Below are 22,755 nucleotides of genomic sequence, written 5' to 3'. Positions count from 1 at the left end.
ACCGCACCATGAGCGTCGCAGAACTCAGCATCAAGCGTCCCGTCACCACGGTGATGCTGTTCGTGTCCCTGTTCGTGGTCGGCCTGATCGCGGCGATCCGCCTGCCGCTGGAGGCCTTCCCCGAGGTCTCGCCGCCCTTCATCTTCGTGCAGATGCCGTACACCGGCTCGACCCCGGAAGAGGTCGAGCGCACCGTGCTGCGTCCGGTCGAAGAGACCTTGTCGACGATGACCGGCATCAAGCGCATGGATTCCAGCGCGCGGGCCGACGGCGCCAACATCTTCATGCAGTTCTCCAACTGGGACCGCGACGTGGCCATCGCCGCGTCCGAGGCGCGCGAGCGCATCGACGCGATCCGCGCCGACCTGCCCGAGGACCTGCAGCGCTACTTCGTGCTCAAGTTCTCCACCACCGACCAGCCGGTGCTGCGCGTGCGTCTGGCCGGCGACATGGACCTGACCGGCGCCTACGACCTGATCGACCGCGAATTCAAACGCCGGATCGAGCGGCTGCCGGGCGTGGCCCGGGTCGAGGTCTCCGGCGCGCCGCCCAACGAGGTCGAGATCGCGATCCAGCCCGACCGGCTGACCGCGCACAACCTCAGCCTCAACGAGCTGACCACGCGCCTGCAGGCGGTGAACTTCTCCGTGTCCGCCGGCCAGATCGACGACGGCGGCCGCCGCCTGCGGGTGCAGCCGGTGGGCGAGATCACCGACCTGCAGCAGCTGCGCGAGCTGGTGATCGGCAACAACGGCACCCGCCTGGGCGACATCGCCGAGATCCGGATGAAGCCGGCGCGCATGGACTACGGCCGGCGCCTGGACGGGCGCCCCGCGGTCGGCCTGGACGTGTTCAAGGAGCGCAACGCCAACCTGGTGGAGGTCTCGCGCCTGGCCCTGCAGGAGGTCGAGGACATCCGCAAGGAGCCCTCGCTGCGCGGCATCCAGGTCAAGATCATCGAGAACCAGGGCGAGAACGTGACCAGCTCGCTGCTGGAGCTGGCCGAGGCCGGCGGCATCGGCCTGCTGCTGTCGATCGCGGTGCTGTTCTTCTTCCTGCGCCACTGGCCGTCGACGCTGATGGTGACCCTGGCCATCCCGATCTGCTTCGTGATGACCCTGGGCTTCATGTACTTCGCCGGCGTGACCCTGAACATCCTGTCGATGATGGGCCTGCTGCTGGCGGTGGGCATGCTGGTGGACAACGCCGTGGTGGTGGTGGAAAGCATCTACCAGGAACGCGAGAAGATGCCCGACCAGCCGCGCCTGGCCTCGATCCTGGGCACGCGCCATGTCGCCATCGCGCTGTCGGCCGGCACCCTGTGCCACTGCATCGTGTTCCTGCCCAACCTGTTCGGCGAGCGCAACTTCCTCAGCATCTACATGGCCCAGATCGCGATCACGATCTCGGTCTCGCTGCTGGCCTCGTGGCTGGTCGCGGTCAGCCTGATCCCGATGATCTCGGCGCGGCTCAAGACCCCGCCCATGGTCAACAACACCACCGGCCTGATCCCGCGCCTGCAGCGCCGCTACGCCACCTTCCTGCGCTGGACCCTGGCCCACCGCGGCTGGAGCGTCTTGGGCATCGTGCTGATCATCGCGATCAGCGTGGTGCCGATGACCAAGACCAAGTTCGACATGTTCGGCGGCGACGACGGCGGCGAGGTCAACATCTTCTACCAGTGGAAGGGCAGCTACACCAAGGAGCAGATGTCCGAGGAAGTGCTGCGGGTGGAGAAGTTCCTGGACGCCAATCGCAAGAAGTTCCACATCACCCAGGTCTACTCCTACTACAGCGAAGTCGGCGGCGCGGGCACCCGCGTCACCTTCGACACCAAGGAGTCCGGCGCGACCAAGCCGCTGATCGACATGATCAGCAAGGAACTGCCCAAGTCCGCGCGCGCCGACATCGGCATCGGCGATCAGGGCGGGCCCGGCGGCGGTGGCGGCCAGCCCGGCAAGAACGTGCAGGTGCAGCTGGTCGGCGACTCCACCCAGACCCTGGCCGAGGTGGCCAAGGACATCGTGCCGATCCTGGCCAAGCGCAAGGAACTGCGCGACGTGCGCGTGGACGCCGGCGACCAGAACAGCGAACTGGCGGTGCGCGTGGACCGCGAGCGCGCGGCCTCGTTCGGCTTCAGCGCCCAGGAGGTCTCGCGCTTCGTCGGCCTGGCCCTGCGCGGCGCGCCGCTGCGCGAGTACCGCCGCGGCGAGACCGAGGTGCCGGTGTGGGTGCGTTTCGCCGGCGCCGAGCAGTACGGCGTGGAGGACATCGCCTCGTTCACCGTGCGCGCGCCCGACGGCCGCACTGTGCCGCTGCTGAGCATGGTCGACGTGGACGTGCGCCCGGCGGCCACCGAGATCCGCCGCGCCAACCGCCAGACCACGCTGACCATCCAGGCCAACCTGGCCGACAAGGCCACCGTGCCCGAGGCGCGCAAGGCGATGGAGGAAACGCTCAAGGCGGTGTCGTTCCCGGCCGGCTACAGCTATTCCTTCGAGGGCGGCGCGTTCGAGGACGAGGACGAGGCGAACCAGCAGATGATGTTCAACCTGCTGATCGCCCTGATCATGATCTACGTGGTGATGGCGGCGGTGTTCGAGTCGCTGCTGTTCCCGGCGGCGATCATGAGCGGCGTGCTGTTCTCGGTGTTCGGCGTGTTCTGGCTGTTCTGGCTCACCGGCACCACGTTCGGGATCATGTCCTTCATCGGCATCCTGGTGCTGATGGGCGTGGTGGTGAACAACGGCATCGTCATGATCGAGCACATCAACAACCTGCGCCGGCGCGGCCTGAGCCGCACCGAGGCGCTGGTGGAAGGCAGCCGCGAACGCCTGCGCCCGATCCTGATGACCATGGGCACGGCGATCCTGGCGATGGTGCCGATCGCGCTGTCCACGGCCAGCAGCGACGACATGCCGGCCTACTACCCGATGGCGCGCGCGATCGCCGGCGGCCTGGCGTTCTCGACCCTGGTCAGCCTGCTGTTCCTGCCGACCATCTACGCCATCCTCGACGACCTGCGTAACGGCAGCGCGCGGATCGTGCGCCGCGCCCGCGGCAAGGCCGAGCCCATGCGGCCGGGCGCCAGCGTGGCCGCCCTGCACGCCGAGTGACCCCGAGCCCCGGGTCCGGACCACGGACCCGGGGCAGGGCAGGCCGCTCCAGAGCCCCTGTCCACCCTTGTGGGAGCGGCGTGAGCCGCGATTTCCCCACTCCCAGGCAGGTTTACCGGCTCCCGAGGGCGCCAGCGGCGAGCCTATAGCCCTCGATTTGCACCTAAGCCCTTGACCCTGCCATACTTTCCGGCTCCCGCACGGCCTGACGCCGCTGCGGGCCCCTTGCCCTACCGCGCCCGGCGACCCGTCGCCCGGTGGCGGGGGGCTGAACCGGCCCGGCGATCGGGCCGTCATCCACAAGGAAACAACGATGCGTCATTACGAAGTCGTGTTCCTGGTCCACCCGGACCAGAGCGAGCAGGTCCCGGCCATGATCGAGCGCTACAAGTCGCTGATCGAGGGCGGCGAAGGCAAGATCCACCGTCTCGAAGACTGGGGCCGCCGTCAGCTGGCCTACCCGATCGAGAACCTGGTCAAGGCCCATTACGTCCTGCTCAACATCGAAGTCACCCAGAACGTGCTCAACGAGCTCGTCGACGGTTTCCGCTTCAACGACGCGGTGCTGCGCCACCTGGTCATGAAGCGCGACGCGGCCGACACCGAGCAGTCGCTGATCATGAAGTTCAAGGACGAGAAGGGCGACAAGCCCGAGCGTGGCGAACGCCGCCGTCGCGACGACGACAGCGATAGCGCCGTCGGCAGCGCCGACAGCTCCGACGACAACGCCGAAGCCGCCTGATCGCGCCTTCTGGGCCGCACCTTCTAGGAACACATACCCATGTCCAAGTTCTTTCGCCGCCGCAAGTTCTGCAAGTTCACCGCCGAGGGCGTCAAGGAGATCGATTACAAGGATCTCAACACCCTGCGCCAGTACCTGACCGAGACCGGCAAGATCGTGCCGAGCCGCGTCACCGGCACCAAGTCGAAGTACCAGCGCCAGCTGTCCACGGCCGTCAAGCGCGCCCGTTTCCTGGCCCTGATCCCGTACACCGACAACCACAACGCCTGAAAAAGCGGTCGGTCCGCGTAGCGGACCGACTCTTTGTCCCCCTCTCCCGCTGGCGGGAGAGGGCAGGGGTGAGGGCCGCTGCGATAGCGCCCGAACCCGCACAAAGCCCTTTCGGACAGCGTCCCCTGCTGCGGACCTACAGGCCCGCTAACGAATACGGAGCACCACCATGCAACTGATCCTCCTGCAGAAAGTCACCAACCTGGGCAACCTGGGCGACAAGGTCAACGTGAAGCCGGGTTACGGCCGCAACTACCTGGTCCCGCAGGGCAAGGCCGTGCCGGCCACCGCCGCCAACCTGGCCGAGTTCGAAGCCAAGCGCGCCGATTACGAAGCCAAGGCCAAGTCCCTGCTGGACGGCGCCGAAGGCCGCAAGGCCAAGCTGGAAGGCGCGTCGGTCACCATCCGCGCCAACGCCGCCACCGAAGGCAAGCTGTACGGCTCGGTCAGCCCGCGCGACATCGCCGAGGCCCTGACCAAGGCCGGCTATCCGGTCGAGAAGTCGGAAGTGATCATGGGCGAAGGCCCGCTGCGCCGCACCGGTGAGTACGACATCCTGGTGCACCTGCACGCCGACGTCGAAACCACCGTCAAGGTGATCGTGGAAGGCGAAGTCGCCTAAGCCGCAAGCCTGGGCGATACTACGGAAGGCGCCGCGAGGCGCCTTTCGTTTTTTGCGTCGGCCAGTCTCAGGCTCTGAGACCGAACCGTGCGATAGCGGTGTGGTTTCCCCACCTGTTATCCACAGCTTCGCCACAGAGTTGTATGCAACGCCGATGCGCCTTTCGCCTCTACGATGACCGGCCGCCCCGGCCTTGCCCGGAGTTGGTCACCCCGACACGACGGACCGCGTCTGCGTCCCCGTCCCAGCCAGGAACGCTAGAACGATGAGCGCACGTCCGGGTTTCCGCGGCGAAAAACGTTACGAAACCCGCGCCGAGCAGCGCATCGACCAGCTGCGCGTGCCGCCGCAGTCGATCGAGGCCGAGCAGGCCGTGCTCGGCGGCCTGATGCTGGCCCCGGACGCCTACGACCGCGTCGCCGACCAGTTGGTCGAGGAAGACTTCTACCGCCGCGACCACCAGCTGATCTACCGCGCCATCCGCGAGCTGGCCGAGAAGAACCGCCCCTTCGACGCGGTGACCCTGGGCGAGTGGTTCGACTCCATGGGCCTGTCCGAGCAGGTCGCCGGCGGCGCCTACCTGATCGAACTGGCCAGCACCACGCCTTCGGCGGCCAACATCGCCGCCTATGCCGAGATCGTGCGCGACAAGGCGGTGCTGCGGCAGCTGATCGAGGTCGGCACCGGCATCGTCAACGACGGCTTCCAGCCCGACGGCCGCGACAGCGGCGAGATCCTGGCCAAGGCCGAGCAGGAGGTGTTCGCGATCGCCGAGGCCGGCGCGCGCGGCCGCACCGACTTCACCCCGGTCAACAAGGCCCTGTCGGAAGCCTTCGACGTGCTGCAGACGCGCTACGCCAACGGCGGCAGCGTGACCGGCCTGCCCACCGGCTACACCGAATTCGACGAAATGACCGCGGGCCTGCAGAACACCGACCTGCTGATCATCGCCGCGCGTCCCGCCATGGGCAAAACCACCCTGGCCCTGAACATGGCCGAGTATGCCGCGTTCCGCAGCAAGAAGGCGGTGGCGGTGTTCTCGATGGAAATGTCGGCCAGCCAGCTGGCCCTGCGCCTGATCTCCTCGGTCGGCCGGGTCAACGCCCAGCGCCTGCGCTCGGGCCAGCTCGAGGACGAGGACTGGAGCCGTGTGACCAGCGCGATCCGCCAGCTGCGCGAGGCCAAGATCTTCATCGACGACACCCCGGGCCTGTCGCCGGACGTGCTGCGCGCCAAGTCGCGCCGGCTCAAGCGCGAACACGACCTGGGCCTGATCGTGATCGACTACCTGCAGCTGATGTCGGTGCCCGGCAACAGCGAGAACCGCGCCACCGAGATTTCCGAGATCTCGCGCTCGCTCAAGCACCTGGCCAAGGAACTGAACCTGCCGGTGATCGCGCTGTCGCAGCTCAACCGCTCGCTGGAACAGCGCGCCGACAAGCGCCCGGTCATGGCCGACCTGCGCGAATCCGGCGCCATCGAGCAGGACGCCGACGTGATCGTGTTCATTTACCGCGACGACTACTACAACAAGGAAACCTCGCCGGACAAAGGTCTGGCCGAGGTCATCATCGGCAAGCAGCGTTCCGGTCCGACCGGCTCGATCAAGCTCAAGTTCTTCGGCGAGTACACGCGCTTCGACAACCTCAGCCGCGACTCGGTCGGCGCGTTCGAGTAAGCCTGACGCGGCCCACGGCCGTCGCCTTTGAACAGCGGCAGCGCGGCCCGCTTGCCGCGGCCGCATCCGCCTGCACAGCGCCGTAGCGCGCTCGTTGACGCTGGGCGAAGCTCCTGTGTGCTATCCAGGACCGCAACGGCATCGCTGCGCGCCGGGCGCCTGGGGGCGTCCGCTGCGGATGCGTTCGTATCGCGCAGGATGTGCCGTCGACCCACCGCCGACACGGTTTCCAGGAGGCACCGCATGAACGAGCTCGCCACTCCCCGGATCGTCGACCGCAGCCAATGGGAACGCGAACGCGCGCAACTGCTGCTGCGCGAGAAGGCGCATACGCGCGCCGGCGATGTGCTCGCCGCCGCGCGCAGGCGCCTGCCGATGGTACGCATGGATCCGATCACGGTCGTGGGCGAGGGCGGACCGATTCCGCTGCGCGAGGTGTTCGCCGGCCGGCGCATGCTGATCGTCTATCACTTCATGTGGCATGCCGGCGCGCCGCACGAGAAACAGTGCGACGGCTGCACTCACAGCCAGGCGGCGATGGACGCGGCCGTGCTCGCCTACCTGGCCGAGCGCGACGTGGGCTACGCGGTGTTCAGCAGCGGGCCCTGGTCCGAACTCGCCGCCTACCGCGACTTCATGGGCTGGCCGGCGCCATGGTATTCCACCGCGGGTTCGGCGGACGAGTTGACGACGCGCAACGGAGGCGACTTGCGCTGCTACCTGCGCGAAGGCGACGAGGTGTTCCAGACCTACGAAACCAAGTGGCGCGGGATCGAGGCCATGCTGCCCACGCTGCAGATGCTCGACCTGACCGTCTACGGGCGCCAGGAGAACTGGGAAGACTCGCCCGAGGGCTGGCCGAACGAGGACGAGCCCGGTTCGTGGTGGGGGCGCGACGGACGCCCGGTCGCGCAGTGGACGCGCGTGTAGCGGCAGCAGGGAACCCATCGCGAGCCGATCAAAACGGGTTCCGGCGTTCGCCGGAATGACGGCGTGATGAGGCTCGCCCCGAACCCGAACCCGAACCCCGATCAACGATCAACGATCCTTCGATCGAGGTGAAGGGATCAGCGTGGCAGTGAAAGTTTCAAGCCTGCTTAAACCCTCATTCCGGCGAAAGCCGGAACCCATTTTGATTTCGGCGGGCCGGCTGCGAACCCGAACCTGCGTCGAGGCGGTCGCATCCCGGCCGAATTGTTGATCGTGCGCCCAATCCCGCGAACGCGCAGCGTCCGCGCCGGTGCCCATTCAGGCTAGCCGCGCTAGTGTGACGCTTATGGCCTTGCGACTTGACGCGCTCCCCACGCGCGCAGGCGCATCGTCGCCACGCTCTTCTCTCCTTTCCGGGTGACCCCATGAACGCCAAGCTCAAATCCACGATCGCCGTAGCGCTGATGTCCTGCGTGATGGCGACCGGCGCCGCCACCGCCCAGACCAAGTCCAAGACCAAGGCCAAGCAGCCGCACTGCTACGACGTGGAAGTGCAGCGGCCCAAGGAAGTGAAGGATAAGCACAAGATCACCGGCACCGCCCTGGGCGCGGTCGCGGGCGGCCTGCTCGGCAATCAGGTCGGCGGCGGCAGCGGCAAGAAGATCGCCACGGCGGCCGGCGCGGTCGGCGGCGCGGTGGTCGGCCGCAAGATCCAGGAAAACCAGCAGAACAAGACCGAGACCGTGATCGAGCGCCGCTGCGACTGAACACGCGGCGATCGGGAGCGAAGAACGGGCCGGCCTTTGCCGGCCCGTTTTCGTTTCGGCGCAGGGCATGACAAACGTAACTTGTGCGCCGCGCGCCGGCTCGCGCAGCATCCGCTACCGGCCCACGTTGCGAGCGCGCGCATGCCACGATTGATCGAAGTGCGGACCTACCGGCTCAAGCCGGAGACGTCCGTGCGGTTCCAGCGCGCCATGCTCGAGCGCGCGCTGCCGATGCTGCGCGAGCGCGGCATGGACGTGGTCGCGTTCGGCCGCTCGCAGCACGAACACGAAAGCTGGTACCTGATCCGCGCCTACCGCGACCATGCCGACCTGGTCGCGCAGCAGGACGCCTTCTACGGATCGCCGTCGTGGCGCGAAGGACCGCGCGCCGAAGTGATCGATTGCATCGCCGACTACCTCAACACCCTGTTGTGGCTGTCGGACGCGGCCATCGACGAACTGCGCCTGCCGCCGCCGGCCTGACCGGTCGCGGCCTTCCTTCCCATTCCTCCGAGCCCGTCCATGCGCGCCTTCGCGTTCGCCGTCCTGCTCTGTTGCGCCTCCTTGTCGACCGCCGACGCCGCCGAACCGGCCGCGCCGCTGCGCCAGTCCTACGACCTGCAAGTACCGGTGGCGCCGTCGCCGGTGCGCATGGAAGGCGTGTCGTGGCTGCTGTACGAATTGCAGCTGAGCAACTTCAGCGCCGGCCCGCTGCGCCTGCAAAGTGTGCAGGTGCGCGACGGCGACACCGGCCGGGTGCTGGCCGAGCTGGACGCCGCGGCGCTGGCGCCGCGCCTGCAGCGCATCGGCGCGGCCGCGTCGGAACCGGCGCGCGCGCTGGCGCCGGGCGAGCGCGAGGTGCTATACCTGGAACTGCGCCTGGCCGACGGCGCGCCGCCGAAACGGCTGATCCACCGCCTGCGCTACGGCTACGGCAGCGAGGGCGGCAGCGCCGAGCTCGAAGGCGCGACGGTCGACGTGCGGCCCGCACCCAGCCTGATCCTGAGCCCGCCGGTCAGCGGTGGCCCCTGGGTCGCGATCCATCACCCCGAATGGGCACGCGGCCACCGCCGCGTCTATTACGCCGTCGGCGGCCGCGCGGTGCTGCCGGGCCGCTACGCCATCGACTGGGTCAAGCTCGACGCCCAGGGCCGTACCAGTGCCGGCGATCGCGACCGGGTCGCCGGCATCTACGGTTACGGCGAACCGGTGCTGGCGGTGGCCGACGCCACCGTGGCCGCGGTGCGCGACGACGTGAAGGAAGTGCCGCTGGTGTCGCAGCACCGCAAGCAGTCCCTGGACGATGCGCCCGGCAACTACGTCGCTCTGGACCTGGGCGACGGCCGCTACGCCTTCTACGAACACCTCCAGCCCGGCAGCGTGCGCGTGGCCGTGGGCCAGCGCGTGCGCCGCGGACAGCCCCTGGGCGCGCTGGGCTTCACCGGCGATTCCACCGGCCCGCATCTGCATTTCCACCTCGCGGACGGCCGCATCCCGCTGGCCTCGGACGGCGTGCCTTACGTGTTCGACCGCTTCCGCGTGATCGGCCGCTATCCGGACCTGTCGCAGATGGGCAAGGCGCCGTGGACGCCGCCGCTGGCCGCCGAACAGTTGAGCCGCGAGAACGAACGCCCGGGCCCGAACACGGTGCTGGAGTTGGGCCGGGACTGAGCGCGAAGCGGCCGCGACGGGCCCGTACCCGTCGCGGGCGTGCGCATGCCGACAGCCTGCGCACGCCCGCCAGCCGATAAACTAGGGCGATGGCACGCCCCACCTCCGCAACCATCCACACCGACGCGCTGCGTCATAACCTCGCCCAGGCGCGCGCGCGCGCGCCGCACAGCCGCGTGATGGCGGTGGTCAAGGCCGACGGCTACGGCCACGGCCTGGAACGCGTGGCGCGCGCGCTGGAAGGCGCGGACGCCTTCGGCGTGGCCGCGTTGTCCGACGCCGACCGCCTGCGCGCGGCCGGCCTGTCGCAGCCGATCGTGCTGCTGTCGGGCTTCGACGAGGCCGACGACCTGCCGCAGCTGCGCCGCCTGGGCGTGGAGACGGTGGTCCACCACCACAGCCAGCTGGCGATGCTGGAGCAGGCGGGCGAGGGCGAGCCGATCCGTTGCTGGCTCAAGGTCGACACCGGCATGCACCGCCTGGGCTTCGCCCCGGAGGACGTGCGCGAGGCCTACGCGCGCCTGGCCGCGCTGCCCGCGGTGGCCGACGGCATCGTGCTGATGAACCACTTCGCCGCATCCGACGAATTCGAACGCCCGCAGACGCGCGATCAGCAGCGCGTGTTCGCGCAAGCCACCGCCGGCCTGGGCGGCGCGCGCTCTTTGGCCAACTCGGCCGCGGTGCTGGGCTGGCCCGACGCGCACGCCGACTGGATCCGCCCCGGCGGCGCGCTGTACGGCATCTCGGTGGTGGAGGGCACCACCGGCGCCGACTTCGACCTGCGCCCGGCCATGACCCTGTCCACGCGCCTGATCGCGGTCAACCGCGTGCGCAAGGGCGAGCGCATCGGCTACGCCGCGACCTGGGAATGCCCCGAGGACATGAACGTGGGCGTGGCCGCGATCGGTTACGGCGACGGCTACCCGCGCGCCGCGCCCTCGGGCACGCCGGTACTGGTGGCGGGGCAGGCGGCGCAGGTGATCGGCCGCGTGTCCATGGACCTGATGACCATCGACCTGCGCGGCCTGCCCGAGGCCAAGGTCGGCGACCCCGTCGTGCTGTGGGGCCCGGAGCTGCCGGTGGAACGCATCGCCGAGGTCTCCGGCACCATCGGCTACGAGCTGACCTGCTCGATCACCCGCCGGGTGCGTTTCGTCGAGAGCTGAGGGCTTCGGCCCGGGTCCAAGCCGGCCTTTGCGCCGCCCGGCCGACGCCGTCGGGTGCCCCGCGCGTTTCCGATCTGAGCAACTCATCGCACTTAGTAGGTGTTTTCACCTAGTAGGGAGGTCGGCGCATTTTCCCGTTTGGATAAGGTCGGCCGTGTAGGAGAGAGAGCCTCGCGGCCGACGGTCGCTCCGTCCGGAGCCGGCCTATCCACTTTGGGGGTTTGGTTTGATGAAGCAGAGCAAGCTGATGTGCGCGCTGGGTCTGGGTCTGGCGACGATGATCGCCTCGGCCGGCGCGATGGCGCAGGACGGTCCGAATCCGAACCGCGTCTGGGTCAAGTTCAAGTCCGGCACCGCCAGCGCCGCCGCCGGCAAGAGCGCGGGCGCCTCCACCCAGGGCCTGGGCCAGCGCATCCAGGCGCTGCGCGGCAAGCTCGCCGCCGATCGCCGCGGCGACGCGGTGCTGAACTACCAGTTCGACCGCCTCAACAGCGCGGTGATGACCCTGTCCTCGCCGGAAGCGATCAAGGCCCTGCGCGCCAACCCCGACGTGGAATCGGTCGAAATCGACCAGCCGCGCTACCTGCAGGCGCAGAGCACCCCCTACGGCATCGACCAGGTCCAGGCGCGCGCGGTGTGGGATGCCAACCAGGACGGCGTGCTCGACACCGGCGCCGCCACCGGCGCGGGCATCAAGGTCTGCGTGATCGACTCGGGCATCAACAAGACCCACGAAGACTTCGCCGGCATGACCATCACCGGTTATCCCACCGGTTGGGACACCGACACCTGCGGTCACGGCACCCACGTGGCCGGCACCATCGCCGCGGCCAACAACAGCACCGGCGTGGTCGGCGTGAGCCCGGGCAAGGTCTCGCTGCACATCATCAAGATCTTCGGCACCAACGGCACCAACGGCAGCGGCCATGGCCAGTGCAACTGGACCTACTCCTCGACCCTGGTCGACGCCGCCAACCGCTGCAACACCGCCGGCGCCAAGATCATCAGCATGAGCCTGGGCGGCCCGACCAGCTCGACCACCGAGCAGAACGCGTTCCAGACCCTGGCCAACAACGGCGTGCTCAGCATCGCCGCGGCCGGCAACGACGGCGATTCCAGCCTCAGCTACCCGGCGTCCTACGCCAGCGTGGTGTCGGTGGCGGCGGTGGACTCGGCCAACGTCAAGGCCGATTTCTCGCAGTTCAACAGCGCCGTCGACATCGCCGCGCCGGGCGTGGACACGCTCAGCACCTACCCGCTGAAGAACGACCCGCTGGTGATCGGCAGCTCCAGCTTCGCCGCCATTCCGGTGGCCGGCTCCAGGCAAACCACCGCCAGCGCCGGCTGGGTCAACGGCGGCCTGTGCCAGACCTCGTCCAACACCTGGCGCAACAAGATCGTGGTCTGCCAGCGCGGCACCAACACTTTCGTCGACAAGATCACCAAGGCCAAGAGCGGCCGCGCCCTGGGCGTGGTGATCTACAACAACGTCGCCGGCGACCTGCGCATCGGCATGTACGACGCCAACGGCAACCCGGTCACCACCACGCTGCCGGCGGTGGGCATCAGCCAGGCCGACGGCCAGACCATCGTGGCCAACCTGGCCGGGCAGACCGCGACCGTCGACGCCACCCCGTCGGTGTCCAACAACGCCTACCAGCTCATGAGCGGCACCTCGATGGCGACCCCGCACGTGTCCGGCGCGGCGGCGGTGGTGTGGAGCGCCAAGCCGACCGCGACCGCGGCGCAGGTGCGCGACGCCCTGCTGACCACCGCTCAGGACATCGATGCGGCCGGCTTCGACAACAACACCGGCTGGGGCCTGGTCCAGGCCAAGGACGCCATCACCGAACTGCAGTCGCAGTAAGCAAGCCCTGCGGGCGGGCCGCTACTGCGGCCTGCCTGTCGTGGCGGCCACGGACGGCCGCGACGACGCAGCGGACACGCCGTGTCCGTCTGCCCGCTCACCCGTCCGGACCCACCGGAGCGGAGAGCGATGACAGCAAAGGTGTGCGTTATCGAATACCTCAGCGTGCCAGCCGGCAAGGCGGCCCGCGGCTGCGCCCTGCGTTCACGCCGGCACGGCATACTGGCCGTCCTTCGACTCGCGACCCGGCCATGACCGACGCTGCCGCCACCGCGCTGGTCTGGTTCCGCAACGACCTGCGTCTGGACGACAACCCCGCGCTGCGCGCGGCGTTGGACGCCGGCTACGTGCCGATTCCGATCTACATCCACGCGCCGGACGAGCACGGCGACTGGCGCCCGGGGGCGGCCTCCGACGCCTGGCGGCACCGTTCGCTGGACGCGCTGGACCTCGACCTGAGCGCGCGCGGCTCGCGCCTGCGCCGCTTCGTTGGGCCCAGCCTGCCCACCCTGCAATCGCTGCTGCTGGCCACCGACGCGGAGGCGGTGTTCTGGAACCGCCGCTACGAGCCGGCGATCGAAAAGCGCGACACCCGCATCAAGCAGGCGCTGCGGCGCCAGGGCGTGCGCGCGGACAGCTACAACGGCGCGCTGCTGTTCGAACCCTGGCAGCTGGCTACGCGCCAGGGCGAGCCCTACCGCGTGTTCACCCCGTACTGGCGCGCCGCGCTCGCGTCCTGGCAACAGGCGCCGAACTGGGACGCGCCCAAGCAACTGCCCAGCACCGACCGCGGCCCCGACGGCGTGCCGCTGGCCGCATTGAAGCTGGCGCCCGCGCTGGATTGGGACCGCGGCTTCTGGGAGCACTGGACGCCGGGCGAGGCCGGCGCGCGCGCGGCGCTGGAGACCTTCATCGACGGCGCCATGAACGGCTACGCCGAGCAGCGCGACCGCCCCGACCGCGTCGGCACCTCGCGCCTGTCGCCGCATCTGCATTTCGGCGAGATCGCGCCATGGCGGGCGGTCGCCGCATTGCAGGCGCAGCGCACCGCCGCGCGCGCGGGCGACATCGACGCCGCGATCCGCGAGCTGGGCTGGCGCGAGTTCGCCCACCATCTGCTGCACCACTTCCCGCACACGCCTGAGCGCAACTTCAATCCGCGCTTCGACGACTTCGATTGGGCGCGCACGGTGGCGCCGCGCCTGCAGGCCTGGCAGCAGGGCCGCAGCGGCGTGCCCATCGTCGATGCGGGCATGCGCGAGCTCTGGCATACCGGCTGGATGCACAACCGCGTGCGCATGATCGTGGCCAGCTACCTGACCAAGCACCTGCGCTACCACTGGCGCCACGGCGCGCGCTGGTTCTGGGACACCCTGGTCGACGCCGACCTGGCCAACAACACCCTGGGCTGGCAATGGGTGGCCGGCACCGGCGCCGACGCCGCGCCGTATTTCCGCGTGTTCAATCCGGTCACCCAGGCCGAAAAGTTCGATCCCGACGGCCGTTACATCGCGCGTTGGGTACCGGAGCTGGCGGCGCTGCCCACGCCGCTGCGCTTCGCGCCCTGGCGCGACCCCGACGCCTTGCGCCGCGCCGCGCCGGACTACCCGCGCAAGCCGCTGGTGGACCTGGCCGCCGGCCGCGACGCGGCCTTGAACGCCTACCGCGAGCGCGGCGGCGGCGAATCGCGTTGACGCCGCTCGCGGCCGCGTGATTCACTCGCCCAAGACGCTGGGAGGGCGCATGGCCAAAGCAGAGACGCGCAAGCGCGCGCGCCGCGAACCGATGTCGCGAGTGGATACGGCCTGGTTGCGCATGGAGCGCGCCACCAATCCGATGATGATCACCGGCGTGCTGATGTTCGCCGAGCCGATGTCGATCGAGACCCTGCGGCGCGTGGTCAAGCAGCGCTTCCTGGCCTATTCGCGCTTCCGCCAGAAGGCGGTGGACACGCCGGCCGGCGCGTCCTGGCAGACCGACGAGGACTTCGACCTCGACTGGCACGTGCAGCTCACCGCCTTGCCCGGCCGCGGCGGCAAGCGCGCGCTGGAACGCTACGTCAGCCAGCTCGCGTCCAGCCCGCTGGATCACAGCCGGCCGCTGTGGCAGTTCCATCTGGTCGAACGCTACGACGGCGGCTCGGCCCTGGTCGCGCGCATCCACCACAGCTATGCCGACGGCATCGCCCTGGTCCAGGTGCTGCTGTCGCTGACCGACACCACCCGCGAGCCGGCCAAGGGCAGCGACCTGCCGCACGCCTGGCTCAAGCAGGACGGCGCCGACGTGGCCCGCCGCGTCGGCGCGGTCGACCGCTACATGAAGCTGGGCTCGCGCGCGCTCGAAAAGGGCATGGAGATGTACCGCGACCCGACCCTGGCGGCGATGCTGGCCAAGGAGGGCGGCGAAATCGCGCGCGAGCTGCTCAACGCGCTGGCCCTGTCCGACGATCCGCCCTCGCTGCTGCGCGGCAAGCTCGGCGTGAGCAAGCGCGTGGCCTGGGCCGAGCCGCTGGACCTGGAAGAGGTCAAGGCGGTGGGCCGCGCCTGCGACTGCACCGTCAACGACGTGCTCATGGCCACCGCCGCCGGCGCGCTGCGCGACTACATGATCGAGCGCGGCGACGACGTCGACGGCGTGACCCTGCGCGCGACCGTGCCGGTGAACCTGCGACCGCTGGAGCACGCGCGCAAGCTGGGCAACCACTTCGGCCTGGTGTTCCTGGAATTGCCGGTGGGCGAGGGCAACCCGATCCGCCGGGTGGAGCGTGTCGCCAAGTGCATGAACGATCTTAAGAATTCTCGCCAAGCCATTGTTGCATTTGGGCTTTTGGCCGCACTCGGCATGGCCCCGGCGCAGGTCCAGGGGCTGGCGCTGGAATTGTTCAGCCGCAAGGCCACGGCCGTGGCCACCAACGTGCCCGGCCCGCAGCAGCCGCTGTACCTGGCCGGCTGCACCCTGCGCGAAATGATGTTCTGGGTGCCGCAGACCGGTTCGATCGGCGTGGGCATCTCCATCCTCAGCTACAACGGCCGCGTCCACTTCGGCCTGATCGCCGACGCCAAGCTCATCCCCGACCCCGACGCGGTGATCCGCCGCTTCGGCGCCGAGTTCGACAAGCTGCTGTACCTGGCGCTGATGGGCGATTGGGACCGCACCTTGGACGGCGCGGGCGCCGCGGCGCTGATGCCGGCCGATTCGTAACGCGTAGGGTGCGGCGACAACCGCACCATCGCCGGCCGCACGCGCCGCGACGATGCGGTTCGCCCGTGGCTCACCGCATCCTGCGGCCTGCGCCGTCACCCCGAACGCCACAGCCCTTTGACTTTTTTGCTCTTGCCGTCATTCCCGTGAACGCCAGAGCCCACTAGCTGTTTGCTCTTGCCGTCATTCCCGCGAAGGCGGGAATCCAGAGTGCCAGCGTTCTCGCCCGAAGAGCCCTGGATCCCCGCCTTCGCGGGGATGACGGCGACAGCCAGTAGATTTCGGCTCACGCCCGGGTAGACGACGGCCGGTCGCCCGCATCCCAACCGCACCCCTCCCGCCCGCTGAACGAGCGCGACCGCCGTCACCCTTCCGTGACGCCGGCGTGATTAGCTTGAGCGCGTTCAGTAACCCAGGCGAGGAGTTCCCCCATGAAGACCCAGATCAAGATCGCCCTCGCGGCCGCCGCGATGACCGCGCTGCTCGCCGGTTGCGCCAGCAACAGCGGCTATTACGGCGGCGGCCCGCAACAACCGTATCCGCAGAACGGCCAGTACCCGCCCGAGCGCCAGGGCATGAGCCGCACCCAGAAGGGCGCGCTGATCGGCGCGCTGGCCGGCGTGGCCGCGGGCCTGCTCAGCGGCGACGACGCCACCGAACGCCGCCAGCGCGCGCTGATCGGCGCCGGCGTCGGCGGCCTGGCCGGCGGCGCCATCGGCAACTACCAGGACCGTCAGGAGCGCGCGCTGCGCGAGCGCATGGCCGGCACCGGCGTGGACGTGGTCCGCCAGGGTGACAACATCACCCTCAACATGCCCAGCAACATCACCTTCGCCTTCAACAGCTCGCAACTGGAGTCGCAGTTCTACCCGGTGCTCGACAACGTCGCCTCGACCCTGCAGGAGTACAACCAGACCATCGTCGAGGTCGCCGGCCACACCGACAGCATCGGCACCGACGCGGTCAACCAGCGCCTGTCCGAACAGCGCGCGGCCTCGGTGGGCAACTACCTGATGTCGCGCGGCCTGGTCCGCGACCGCTTCATCCTCACCGGCGCCGGCAAGACCCGCCCGATCGCCAGCAACGACACCGAGGAAGGCCGCGCCCAGAACCGCCGCGTGGAGATCACCCTGGTCCCGCTGCGCTCCTGATCCGCTGCGCCTGCTTGTAACCGGACGGGCCGCGAGAGCGGCCCGTTCTTGTTACTGCACGGCCAAACGAATCTGTTCCCCCCTTTTTCAAAGGGGGAACTGGCTGGGGGAATGGATGGAGGCTTGCGAGCGCGGATGTATCTGTTGGATGTCTGGCTTCCGACGCCCGCCGCTCCTAACCCAACCGCTCGAACCCGAACAGCTGCGCCAGCGGATGCCGCCGCCGCTCGATCAGCGCGCGGATCATCCCCGCGCCCAGCTCCGCATAGGTGATGCCGTTGCCGCCGTAGGCCATGGCGAAATGCACGCGCGGCCCGTACTGCGGATGCGGGCCGAAGTAGGGCAGGCCGTCGGCGGTCTCGGCGAAAGTGCCGGCCCAGGCGAAGGCCGGCGTCGGCGCCAGGCCGGGGAAGCGGCGCTCCAGCTGGCGCAGCAGCTGCTTGGTTTTCTTGCGCAGGCGCGCGTCGCGGCGCGCGGGCACGTCGATCGCGTCGTCGGCGCCGCCGACGATCAGGCGGCGGTCGCCGGTGCCGCGCAGGTACAGGTAGGGGCGCGCGGTTTCCCAGGCCATGCTGCGGTGCAGGCCGCGCAGTTCCTCGTCGGGCAGCGGATCGGTGACGAAGGCGTAGCTGCTGCGGTTGCGCGCCAGCCGCTGCTTCAGCCATTGCTGCCCGGCGTAACCCGCGGCCACCACCGCATGCCCCGCGCGCAGGGTGGCGCCCTGTTCGGTACGCAGGCGCAATGAGCGTGCGCCGGGTTCCAGCGCGACCACGCTGCTGCGGTCGTGCACGCGCACGCCGCGGCGCTGCAGCCGCATCAGCAGGCGGTAGGTCATGCGGTAGGGGTCGACGCCGGCGCCCAGCCGGCTCAGCAGCGCGCCCGGCGCGCGCAGCCCGTGGCGCTCGCGCAGCGCGTCCGCGCCGAGCCAGCGTACGTCGAAGCCCAGCGCCTGGCGCAGCTGCATCTCGCGCCGCAGCGCGGGCAGGTGCCGCGGCTTGCTGGCGAAGTAGAGGCTGTCCATGCGCGCGAAATCCACGCCGCCCAGGCCGCGCGCGCGTTCGGCCAGCGCCGTCACCGCCTCGCCGCAGGCCCGGTAGGCCAGGCCGGCTGCCTGCGCGCCGTAACGCTCGGTCAGGTCGGTCAGCGGGGTGTCGATCTCGTACTGCAGCAACGCGGTGCTCGCGGCGGTGCTGCCCCAGCCGATATCGCGCTGTTCCAGCACCACCACTTCGTGCCCGTGCGCACTGAGTTCGTCGGCGATCAGCGCGCCGCTGATGCCGCCGCCGATCACCGCCACCTCGCAGGCGCTGTCGGCCTGCAGCGGCGGGAAGGCATGCATCAGGCCGTTGCGCACCGCCCAGTAGGGGTAACCGCTCTTGAGGTCCATCGCCCCAGCACAGCTCAGCGCATGTCATCGCCAGGTGAGCGCGCGCGACGGCGGCCGCGCCTGCCCACTTCACCCCGGTTCGACGCCGGCGCCCGCAGGATGCGGCCATCGCCGCCGGCGCGCCTGTGCGCAGCGGCGCCGGCAGGAGGAATCCGCATGGCCCGCCCGATCTGGACCGGCACCTTGTCGTTCGGTCTGCTGAACATCCCGGTCAAGCTGATGACCGGCGAGCGCCGCGTCGACCTGCATTTCCGCATGCTCGACAGCCGCAACAAGGCCCCGATCCGCTACGAACGCGTCAACGCCGAGACCGGCGAGGAAGTGCCGTGGAAGGAGATCGTCAAGGCCTTCGAATACGACAAGGGCAGCTACGTGGTGATCGAGGAGGCCGACATCGCCGCCGCCGCGCCCGATCACAAGGAAAGCGTGGACATCGACGCCTTCGTCGACGCCGAAAGCATCGGCCCGGAATACTTCGAGAAGCCCTATGTGCTCGAGCCCGGTAAGAAGGCCGAGAAGGGCTACGTGCTGCTGCGCGAGGTGCTGCGCCGCACCGGCAAGGTCGGCGTGGGCCGGGTGGTGATCCGCACCCGCGAGTACCTGGCCGCGGTCATGCCCAAGGGCGACGCCCTGATCCTGGTGATCCTGCGTTTCGCCCAGGAGCTGGTGGACCCGGAAGACTACAAGCTGCCCGAGGGCAAGCTGGAGAAGTGGAAGATCTCCTCGCGCGAGGTGCAGATGGCCGAGCAGCTGATCGAGTCCATGAGCGGCGAGTGGAAGCCGGAGAGCTACAAGGACGACTTCCGCCAGCGCCTGCACAAGGTCATCGAGCAGCGGGTCAAGGCCAAGAAGGTGGTGCGCCGCAAGGACGCGCCGGAGGAATCGCTGCCCGAAAACGCCGCCACCAACGTCATCGACTTCGCCGAGCTGCTCAAGCGCAGCCTGGACAAGAAAGGCGGCAAGGCCCCGGCCAAGGCGGCCAAGAGCGCGGCCAAAGCGCCGGCCAAGAAGGCCGCGGCCAAGAAGCGCGCGACCCGGCGGCCGCGCAAGCGCAGCGCCTGAGATGGCTGAGGCGGTCGGCGGCCGCGGCGGTGCGCGCGCATGAGCCTGCGTGATTACGCGCGCAAGCGCCGCTTCGGGCAGACCCCCGAGCCCGAGGACACGCCGGGCAAGCGCGGCCGCTCGCGCCAGCCGATCTTCGTGGTGCAGCTGCACCATGCTCGCGCGCGCCACTACGACTTCCGCCTGGAAGCCGACGGCGCGCTCAAGAGCTGGGCCGTGCCCAAGGGCCCCTCGCTGCGCGCCGGCGAACGCCGCCTGGCCGTGGAGGTGGAGGACCATCCGCTGGCTTATGCCCAATTCGAAGGGGACATACCCGAAGGCCATTACGGCGCCGGCCATGTCGACGTGTTCGACCACGGCACCTGGCGCTGCCAAGGCGATCCGCTGCTGCAGCTGGGGCAGGGCAAGCTGGATTTCGAACTCGACGGCGAACGCCTGCAAGGCGGCTACACCCTGGTGCGCACGCGGCCCTCCGGCAAGCAGACGCAATGGCTGTTGATCAAGCGCAACGATGCCCATGCGCGCGACACCGACGCGGACGGGCTGTTGCGCGAGCGGCCGATCGGAGCGCAAGCGCGCAAGAGGCCGGCGAAGAAGGCAGCAGCGGCAAAACAGTCCGCCACCCAGTCCAAGCCCAGGGACCGCAAGCGCAATTGGCAAGCGAAGGCCCGCGCCGCGGAAGGCGCCAAGCGCGCGGCCATGCCCGCCGAGCAATCGCCGCAGCTGGCGACCCTGCGTGCGCACCCGCCCAGCGGCGACGGCTGGCTGCACGAGGTCAAATGGGACGGCTACCGCATGCTCGGCCACGTGCGCGCCGGTGCGGTGCGGCTGCTGTCGCGCAACGGCCTGGAATGGCGCGAGCGCGTGCCGCAGGCGGTGGCGGCCCTGGCCGCGCTGGCCGGGCGCGGCATCTTCGACGGCGAACTGGTGGCGCTGGACGCGCAGGGCCGCAGCGATTTCGGCCTGCTGCAGGCGGCGCTGGAGCGCGGCGACAGCGAGCGCCTGCGCCTGGTGCTGTTCGACCTGACCTACCTGGACGGCTACGACCTGCGCCAAAGTCCCTTGCGCGCACGCCGTGCGCTGTTGCGCGAGCTGCTGGACGCGCGGCCCTCGCCGTGGCTGGCCTACAGCGAGCAGGTAGAAGGGCCGGGCGCGCAAGTGCTGCAAGCGGCCATCGACGCCGGCCTGGAGGGCATCGTCAGCAAGCGCGCCGACTCGCCGTACTCGGGTGCGCGCAGCGCCGATTGGATCAAGGTCAAGCACGCCGCCGACGAAAGCTTCGTGGTGGTGGGTTATACCGCGCCGCGCAACAGCCGCCAGGGTTTCGGCTCGCTGCTGCTGGCCGCGCAGGAGCACGGTGGCCTGCGCTACGCCGGCCGCGTGGGCAGCGGTTTCGGCGATGAGGTGTTGCGCACGCTGAGCCAGCGCCTGAAAGCGCTGGGCCGCGAGCAGGCGGTGCTGGAATTGCCCGCGCACCTGCCGATTTCGCCGCGCAGCGTGCATTGGGTGCAGCCGCGCCTGATGGTGGACGTGCGCACGCGCGGCCGCGGCAAGGAGGGCCTGGTGCGCCAGGCCAGTTTCGTGCGCCTGCGCGAGGACCTCGCGCCGCCACCGGAGAAGACCATGTCCGAGACCAAACTCAGCAGCCCCGACCGGGTGGTCTATCCCCGCGACGGCATCCGCAAGCGCGATGTGGCCGACTATTACGAGGCGGTGGCGCGCTGGCTGTTGCCCGAACTGATCGAGCGCCCGATCTCGCTGCTGCGTTGCCCCGACGGCGTGGGCGACAGCTGCTTCTTCCAGAAGCACCACGCCGACAGCCTGGGCGAGGGCGTGCACGCGGTGGCGCTGGAGGAATCCAAGGGCCCGGCGGACTACGTCTACGTCAAGGATCTGCGCGGCGTGCTGGCCCTGGTGCAGATGAACACCCTGGAGTTCCATCCCTGGGGCGCCAAGATCGACGACGTCGACCGTCCGGACCGGCTGGTGTTCGACCTGGACCCGGCCGAGGACGTGCCCTGGACGGAGCTCAAGCGCGCCGCGCGCGAGGTGCGCGACCGCCTGCAGGACGTGGGCCTGGACAGCTGGCCGCGGCTGTCCGGCGGCAAGGGCCTGCACGTGGTGGTGCCGATCCGGCGCGGGCCGGACTGGACCGAGGCCAAGGCCTTTTGCGAGGCCTTCGCCCAGGCTATGGCGACCCAGTCGCCGCTGCGCTACCTGGCCACCGCGTCCAAGGCCAAGCGCGCCGGCCGCATCTTCATCGACTGGCTGCGCAACGCGCGCGGCGCCACCAGCGTGGCCAGCTGGTCGCTGCGCGCGCGCGCCGGCGCGCCGGTGGCGGTGCCGCTGCGTTGGGAGGATCTGGCGCGGGTCGCCGCGCCGGCGGCGTTCGACATTGCCTCGGCGCAGCGGCGCGCCGCGCGTCTGCGCTGCGATCCCTGGGCGGGCTTCGCCCAAAGCAAGCAGCGCCTGCCCAGCCTCTAGCGCGTATCCGGCGACGCGGCGGAGTCGGGCGGCTGCAAGCGCCTTTCGAACGCCTTGAGCAAGGTCAGCACCAGCAAGGTCAGCAGCGTCGCCGCCAGCGCCAGCAGCTTGTAGTCGAAGCCGGCGGCGATGCCGATCACCGCCACCATCAGCAGCGAGGCTGCGGTGGTGATGCCGGCGATGGTCTGGCTGCCGCGGCGCGAGAAGATCGTGCCGGCGCCGATGAAGGCCACGCCCGCGACCACCGCCTCGACCAGGCGCAGCGGGTCGATCTGCAGCCTTTGCGGGCTTTCGAAGCGCGGATCGTGCAGGGCCAGCTGACCGATGCCGACCAGCAGCGCCGCCGCGCCGGCCACCAGCATGTGGGTGCGGAAGCCGGCTGGCCGGTTCTTCATTTCCCGCTCCAGCCCGATCGCGCCGCCCAGCGCCATCGCATAGGCGGTATCGATCAGCACCCAGGCTTGCGGCAGCCAATTCGGATCAGCCGCCGTCATGGCGCGCCTCGGTGCAGTTACGTTCACGCTCGTGGTCTTGGTGTGGACGCGTCGGCATGCATGGCCTCGATCGGATCGCGTTCATCGCATCAGTGCCGATAGATAGACGCGCGCTCGTGATCGGATCGTGACCGCGCGGACACGTGG

At 69.6% G+C, this 22,755-nt stretch carries 18 protein-coding genes; 16 read left to right on the top strand and 2 right to left on the bottom strand.

Annotated elements, in window-relative coordinates; translation table 11 throughout:
- The first annotated feature begins 8 nt into the window (after nucleotides 1-8).
- The 14 genes from DX914_RS06105 to DX914_RS06040 all read left to right on the top strand — a co-directional run bounded on the left by DX914_RS06105 (nucleotide 9) and on the right by DX914_RS06040 (nucleotide 17,181).
- Nucleotides 9-3,116, top strand: a complete 3,108-nt coding sequence (locus DX914_RS06105) for an efflux RND transporter permease subunit (protein ID WP_115859148.1) — start codon at nucleotides 9-11, stop codon at nucleotides 3,114-3,116.
- Between the two features lie 313 nt (nucleotides 3,117-3,429).
- Complete coding sequence (rpsF, locus tag DX914_RS06100) at nucleotides 3,430-3,858, top strand: 30S ribosomal protein S6 (protein WP_115858135.1); 429 nt, start codon at nucleotides 3,430-3,432, stop codon at nucleotides 3,856-3,858.
- 39 nt (nucleotides 3,859-3,897) lie between these two features.
- Nucleotides 3,898-4,128 (top strand): 30S ribosomal protein S18, encoded by a 231-nt coding sequence (gene rpsR / locus DX914_RS06095; protein WP_055899483.1) that lies wholly within the window; start codon nucleotides 3,898-3,900, stop codon nucleotides 4,126-4,128.
- A 169-nt stretch (nucleotides 4,129-4,297) separates the two neighbouring features.
- Nucleotides 4,298-4,750 (top strand): 50S ribosomal protein L9, encoded by a 453-nt coding sequence (gene rplI / locus DX914_RS06090; protein WP_115858134.1) that lies wholly within the window; start codon nucleotides 4,298-4,300, stop codon nucleotides 4,748-4,750.
- A gap of 265 nt (nucleotides 4,751-5,015) precedes the next feature.
- Nucleotides 5,016-6,428, top strand: a complete 1,413-nt coding sequence (locus DX914_RS06085; RefSeq protein WP_115858133.1) for a replicative DNA helicase — start codon at nucleotides 5,016-5,018, stop codon at nucleotides 6,426-6,428.
- A gap of 243 nt (nucleotides 6,429-6,671) precedes the next feature.
- A complete protein-coding gene (locus DX914_RS06080) occupies nucleotides 6,672-7,358 on the top strand; it encodes a DUF899 family protein (protein WP_115858132.1) in 687 nt (228 codons plus the stop codon).
- 425 nt (nucleotides 7,359-7,783) lie between these two features.
- A complete protein-coding gene (locus DX914_RS06075; protein ID WP_115858131.1) occupies nucleotides 7,784-8,125 on the top strand; it encodes a glycine zipper 2TM domain-containing protein in 342 nt (113 codons plus the stop codon).
- 141 nt (nucleotides 8,126-8,266) lie between these two features.
- A complete protein-coding gene (locus DX914_RS06070) occupies nucleotides 8,267-8,608 on the top strand; it encodes an NIPSNAP family protein (protein ID WP_115858130.1) in 342 nt (113 codons plus the stop codon).
- Between the two features lie 39 nt (nucleotides 8,609-8,647).
- Complete coding sequence (locus DX914_RS06065) at nucleotides 8,648-9,796, top strand: M23 family metallopeptidase (protein WP_115858129.1); 1,149 nt, start codon at nucleotides 8,648-8,650, stop codon at nucleotides 9,794-9,796.
- 89 nt (nucleotides 9,797-9,885) lie between these two features.
- Nucleotides 9,886-10,962, top strand: coding sequence for an alanine racemase (gene alr / locus DX914_RS06060; protein WP_115858128.1), 1,077 nt, complete (start codon nucleotides 9,886-9,888; stop codon nucleotides 10,960-10,962).
- A 229-nt stretch (nucleotides 10,963-11,191) separates the two neighbouring features.
- The gene (locus DX914_RS06055) at nucleotides 11,192-12,829 is read left to right on the top strand and encodes a S8 family serine peptidase (RefSeq protein WP_115858127.1); all 1,638 of its coding nucleotides are present in this window, start codon (nucleotides 11,192-11,194) and stop codon (nucleotides 12,827-12,829) included.
- Between the two features lie 251 nt (nucleotides 12,830-13,080).
- Nucleotides 13,081-14,523, top strand: coding sequence for a cryptochrome/photolyase family protein (locus tag DX914_RS06050; protein WP_115858126.1), 1,443 nt, complete (start codon nucleotides 13,081-13,083; stop codon nucleotides 14,521-14,523).
- Between the two features lie 49 nt (nucleotides 14,524-14,572).
- Complete coding sequence (locus DX914_RS06045) at nucleotides 14,573-16,030, top strand: WS/DGAT/MGAT family O-acyltransferase (protein ID WP_115858125.1); 1,458 nt, start codon at nucleotides 14,573-14,575, stop codon at nucleotides 16,028-16,030.
- Nucleotides 16,031-16,461: 431 nt separating this feature from the next.
- A complete protein-coding gene (locus tag DX914_RS06040) occupies nucleotides 16,462-17,181 on the top strand; it encodes a YiaD family glycine zipper/OmpA-like lipoprotein (RefSeq protein WP_115858124.1) in 720 nt (239 codons plus the stop codon).
- A gap of 175 nt (nucleotides 17,182-17,356) precedes the next feature.
- Here DX914_RS06040 and DX914_RS06035 read toward each other — a convergent pair whose 3' ends face one another.
- A complete protein-coding gene (locus DX914_RS06035; protein WP_115858123.1) occupies nucleotides 17,357-18,568 on the bottom strand; it encodes an NAD(P)/FAD-dependent oxidoreductase in 1,212 nt (403 codons plus the stop codon).
- Nucleotides 18,569-18,724: 156 nt separating this feature from the next.
- On the opposite strand from DX914_RS06035, the gene ku reads away from it, so the two are divergent.
- Both ku and ligD read left to right on the top strand, forming a co-directional pair.
- Entirely contained in the window at nucleotides 18,725-19,630 is a 906-nt protein-coding gene (gene ku, locus DX914_RS06030) for a non-homologous end joining protein Ku (RefSeq protein ID WP_115858122.1), read from the top strand.
- Between the two features lie 39 nt (nucleotides 19,631-19,669).
- On the top strand, nucleotides 19,670-22,114 hold the full coding sequence (ligD, locus tag DX914_RS06025; protein ID WP_115858121.1) for a DNA ligase D: 2,445 nt from the start codon (nucleotides 19,670-19,672) through the stop codon (nucleotides 22,112-22,114).
- Here ligD and DX914_RS06020 read toward each other — a convergent pair.
- A complete protein-coding gene (locus DX914_RS06020; RefSeq protein WP_115858120.1) occupies nucleotides 22,111-22,608 on the bottom strand; it encodes an MgtC/SapB family protein in 498 nt (165 codons plus the stop codon). The genes ligD and DX914_RS06020 overlap by 4 nt on opposite strands.
- Nucleotides 22,609-22,755: the final 147 nt, after the last annotated feature.

The organism is Lysobacter silvisoli (assembly GCF_003382365.1).
Taxonomy (GTDB): domain Bacteria; phylum Pseudomonadota; class Gammaproteobacteria; order Xanthomonadales; family Xanthomonadaceae; genus Lysobacter; species Lysobacter silvisoli.
The sequence above is the reverse complement of the archived record's forward strand: the minus strand, read 5'-3'. Positions and strand labels throughout refer to the sequence as shown.

Bases quoted from the DNA above. Each gene is read 5' to 3' on its own strand.
- DX914_RS06105 (WP_115859148.1), top strand. From the start codon at position 9: ATGAGCGTCGCAGAACTCAGCATCAAGCGTCCCGTCACCACGGTGATG.
- rpsF (WP_115858135.1), top strand. From the start codon at position 3,430: ATGCGTCATTACGAAGTCGTGTTCCTGGTCCACCCGGACCAGAGCGAG.
- rpsR (WP_055899483.1), top strand. From the start codon at position 3,898: ATGTCCAAGTTCTTTCGCCGCCGCAAGTTCTGCAAGTTCACCGCCGAG.
- rplI (WP_115858134.1), top strand. From the start codon at position 4,298: ATGCAACTGATCCTCCTGCAGAAAGTCACCAACCTGGGCAACCTGGGC.
- DX914_RS06085 (WP_115858133.1), top strand. From the start codon at position 5,016: ATGAGCGCACGTCCGGGTTTCCGCGGCGAAAAACGTTACGAAACCCGC.
- DX914_RS06080 (WP_115858132.1), top strand. From the start codon at position 6,672: ATGAACGAGCTCGCCACTCCCCGGATCGTCGACCGCAGCCAATGGGAA.
- DX914_RS06075 (WP_115858131.1), top strand. From the start codon at position 7,784: ATGAACGCCAAGCTCAAATCCACGATCGCCGTAGCGCTGATGTCCTGC.
- DX914_RS06070 (WP_115858130.1), top strand. From the start codon at position 8,267: ATGCCACGATTGATCGAAGTGCGGACCTACCGGCTCAAGCCGGAGACG.
- DX914_RS06065 (WP_115858129.1), top strand. From the start codon at position 8,648: ATGCGCGCCTTCGCGTTCGCCGTCCTGCTCTGTTGCGCCTCCTTGTCG.
- alr (WP_115858128.1), top strand. From the start codon at position 9,886: ATGGCACGCCCCACCTCCGCAACCATCCACACCGACGCGCTGCGTCAT.
- DX914_RS06055 (WP_115858127.1), top strand. From the start codon at position 11,192: ATGAAGCAGAGCAAGCTGATGTGCGCGCTGGGTCTGGGTCTGGCGACG.
- DX914_RS06050 (WP_115858126.1), top strand. From the start codon at position 13,081: ATGACCGACGCTGCCGCCACCGCGCTGGTCTGGTTCCGCAACGACCTG.
- DX914_RS06045 (WP_115858125.1), top strand. From the start codon at position 14,573: ATGGCCAAAGCAGAGACGCGCAAGCGCGCGCGCCGCGAACCGATGTCG.
- DX914_RS06040 (WP_115858124.1), top strand. From the start codon at position 16,462: ATGAAGACCCAGATCAAGATCGCCCTCGCGGCCGCCGCGATGACCGCG.
- DX914_RS06035 (WP_115858123.1), bottom strand. From the start codon at position 18,568: ATGGACCTCAAGAGCGGTTACCCCTACTGGGCGGTGCGCAACGGCCTG.
- ku (WP_115858122.1), top strand. From the start codon at position 18,725: ATGGCCCGCCCGATCTGGACCGGCACCTTGTCGTTCGGTCTGCTGAAC.
- ligD (WP_115858121.1), top strand. From the start codon at position 19,670: ATGAGCCTGCGTGATTACGCGCGCAAGCGCCGCTTCGGGCAGACCCCC.
- DX914_RS06020 (WP_115858120.1), bottom strand. From the start codon at position 22,608: ATGACGGCGGCTGATCCGAATTGGCTGCCGCAAGCCTGGGTGCTGATC.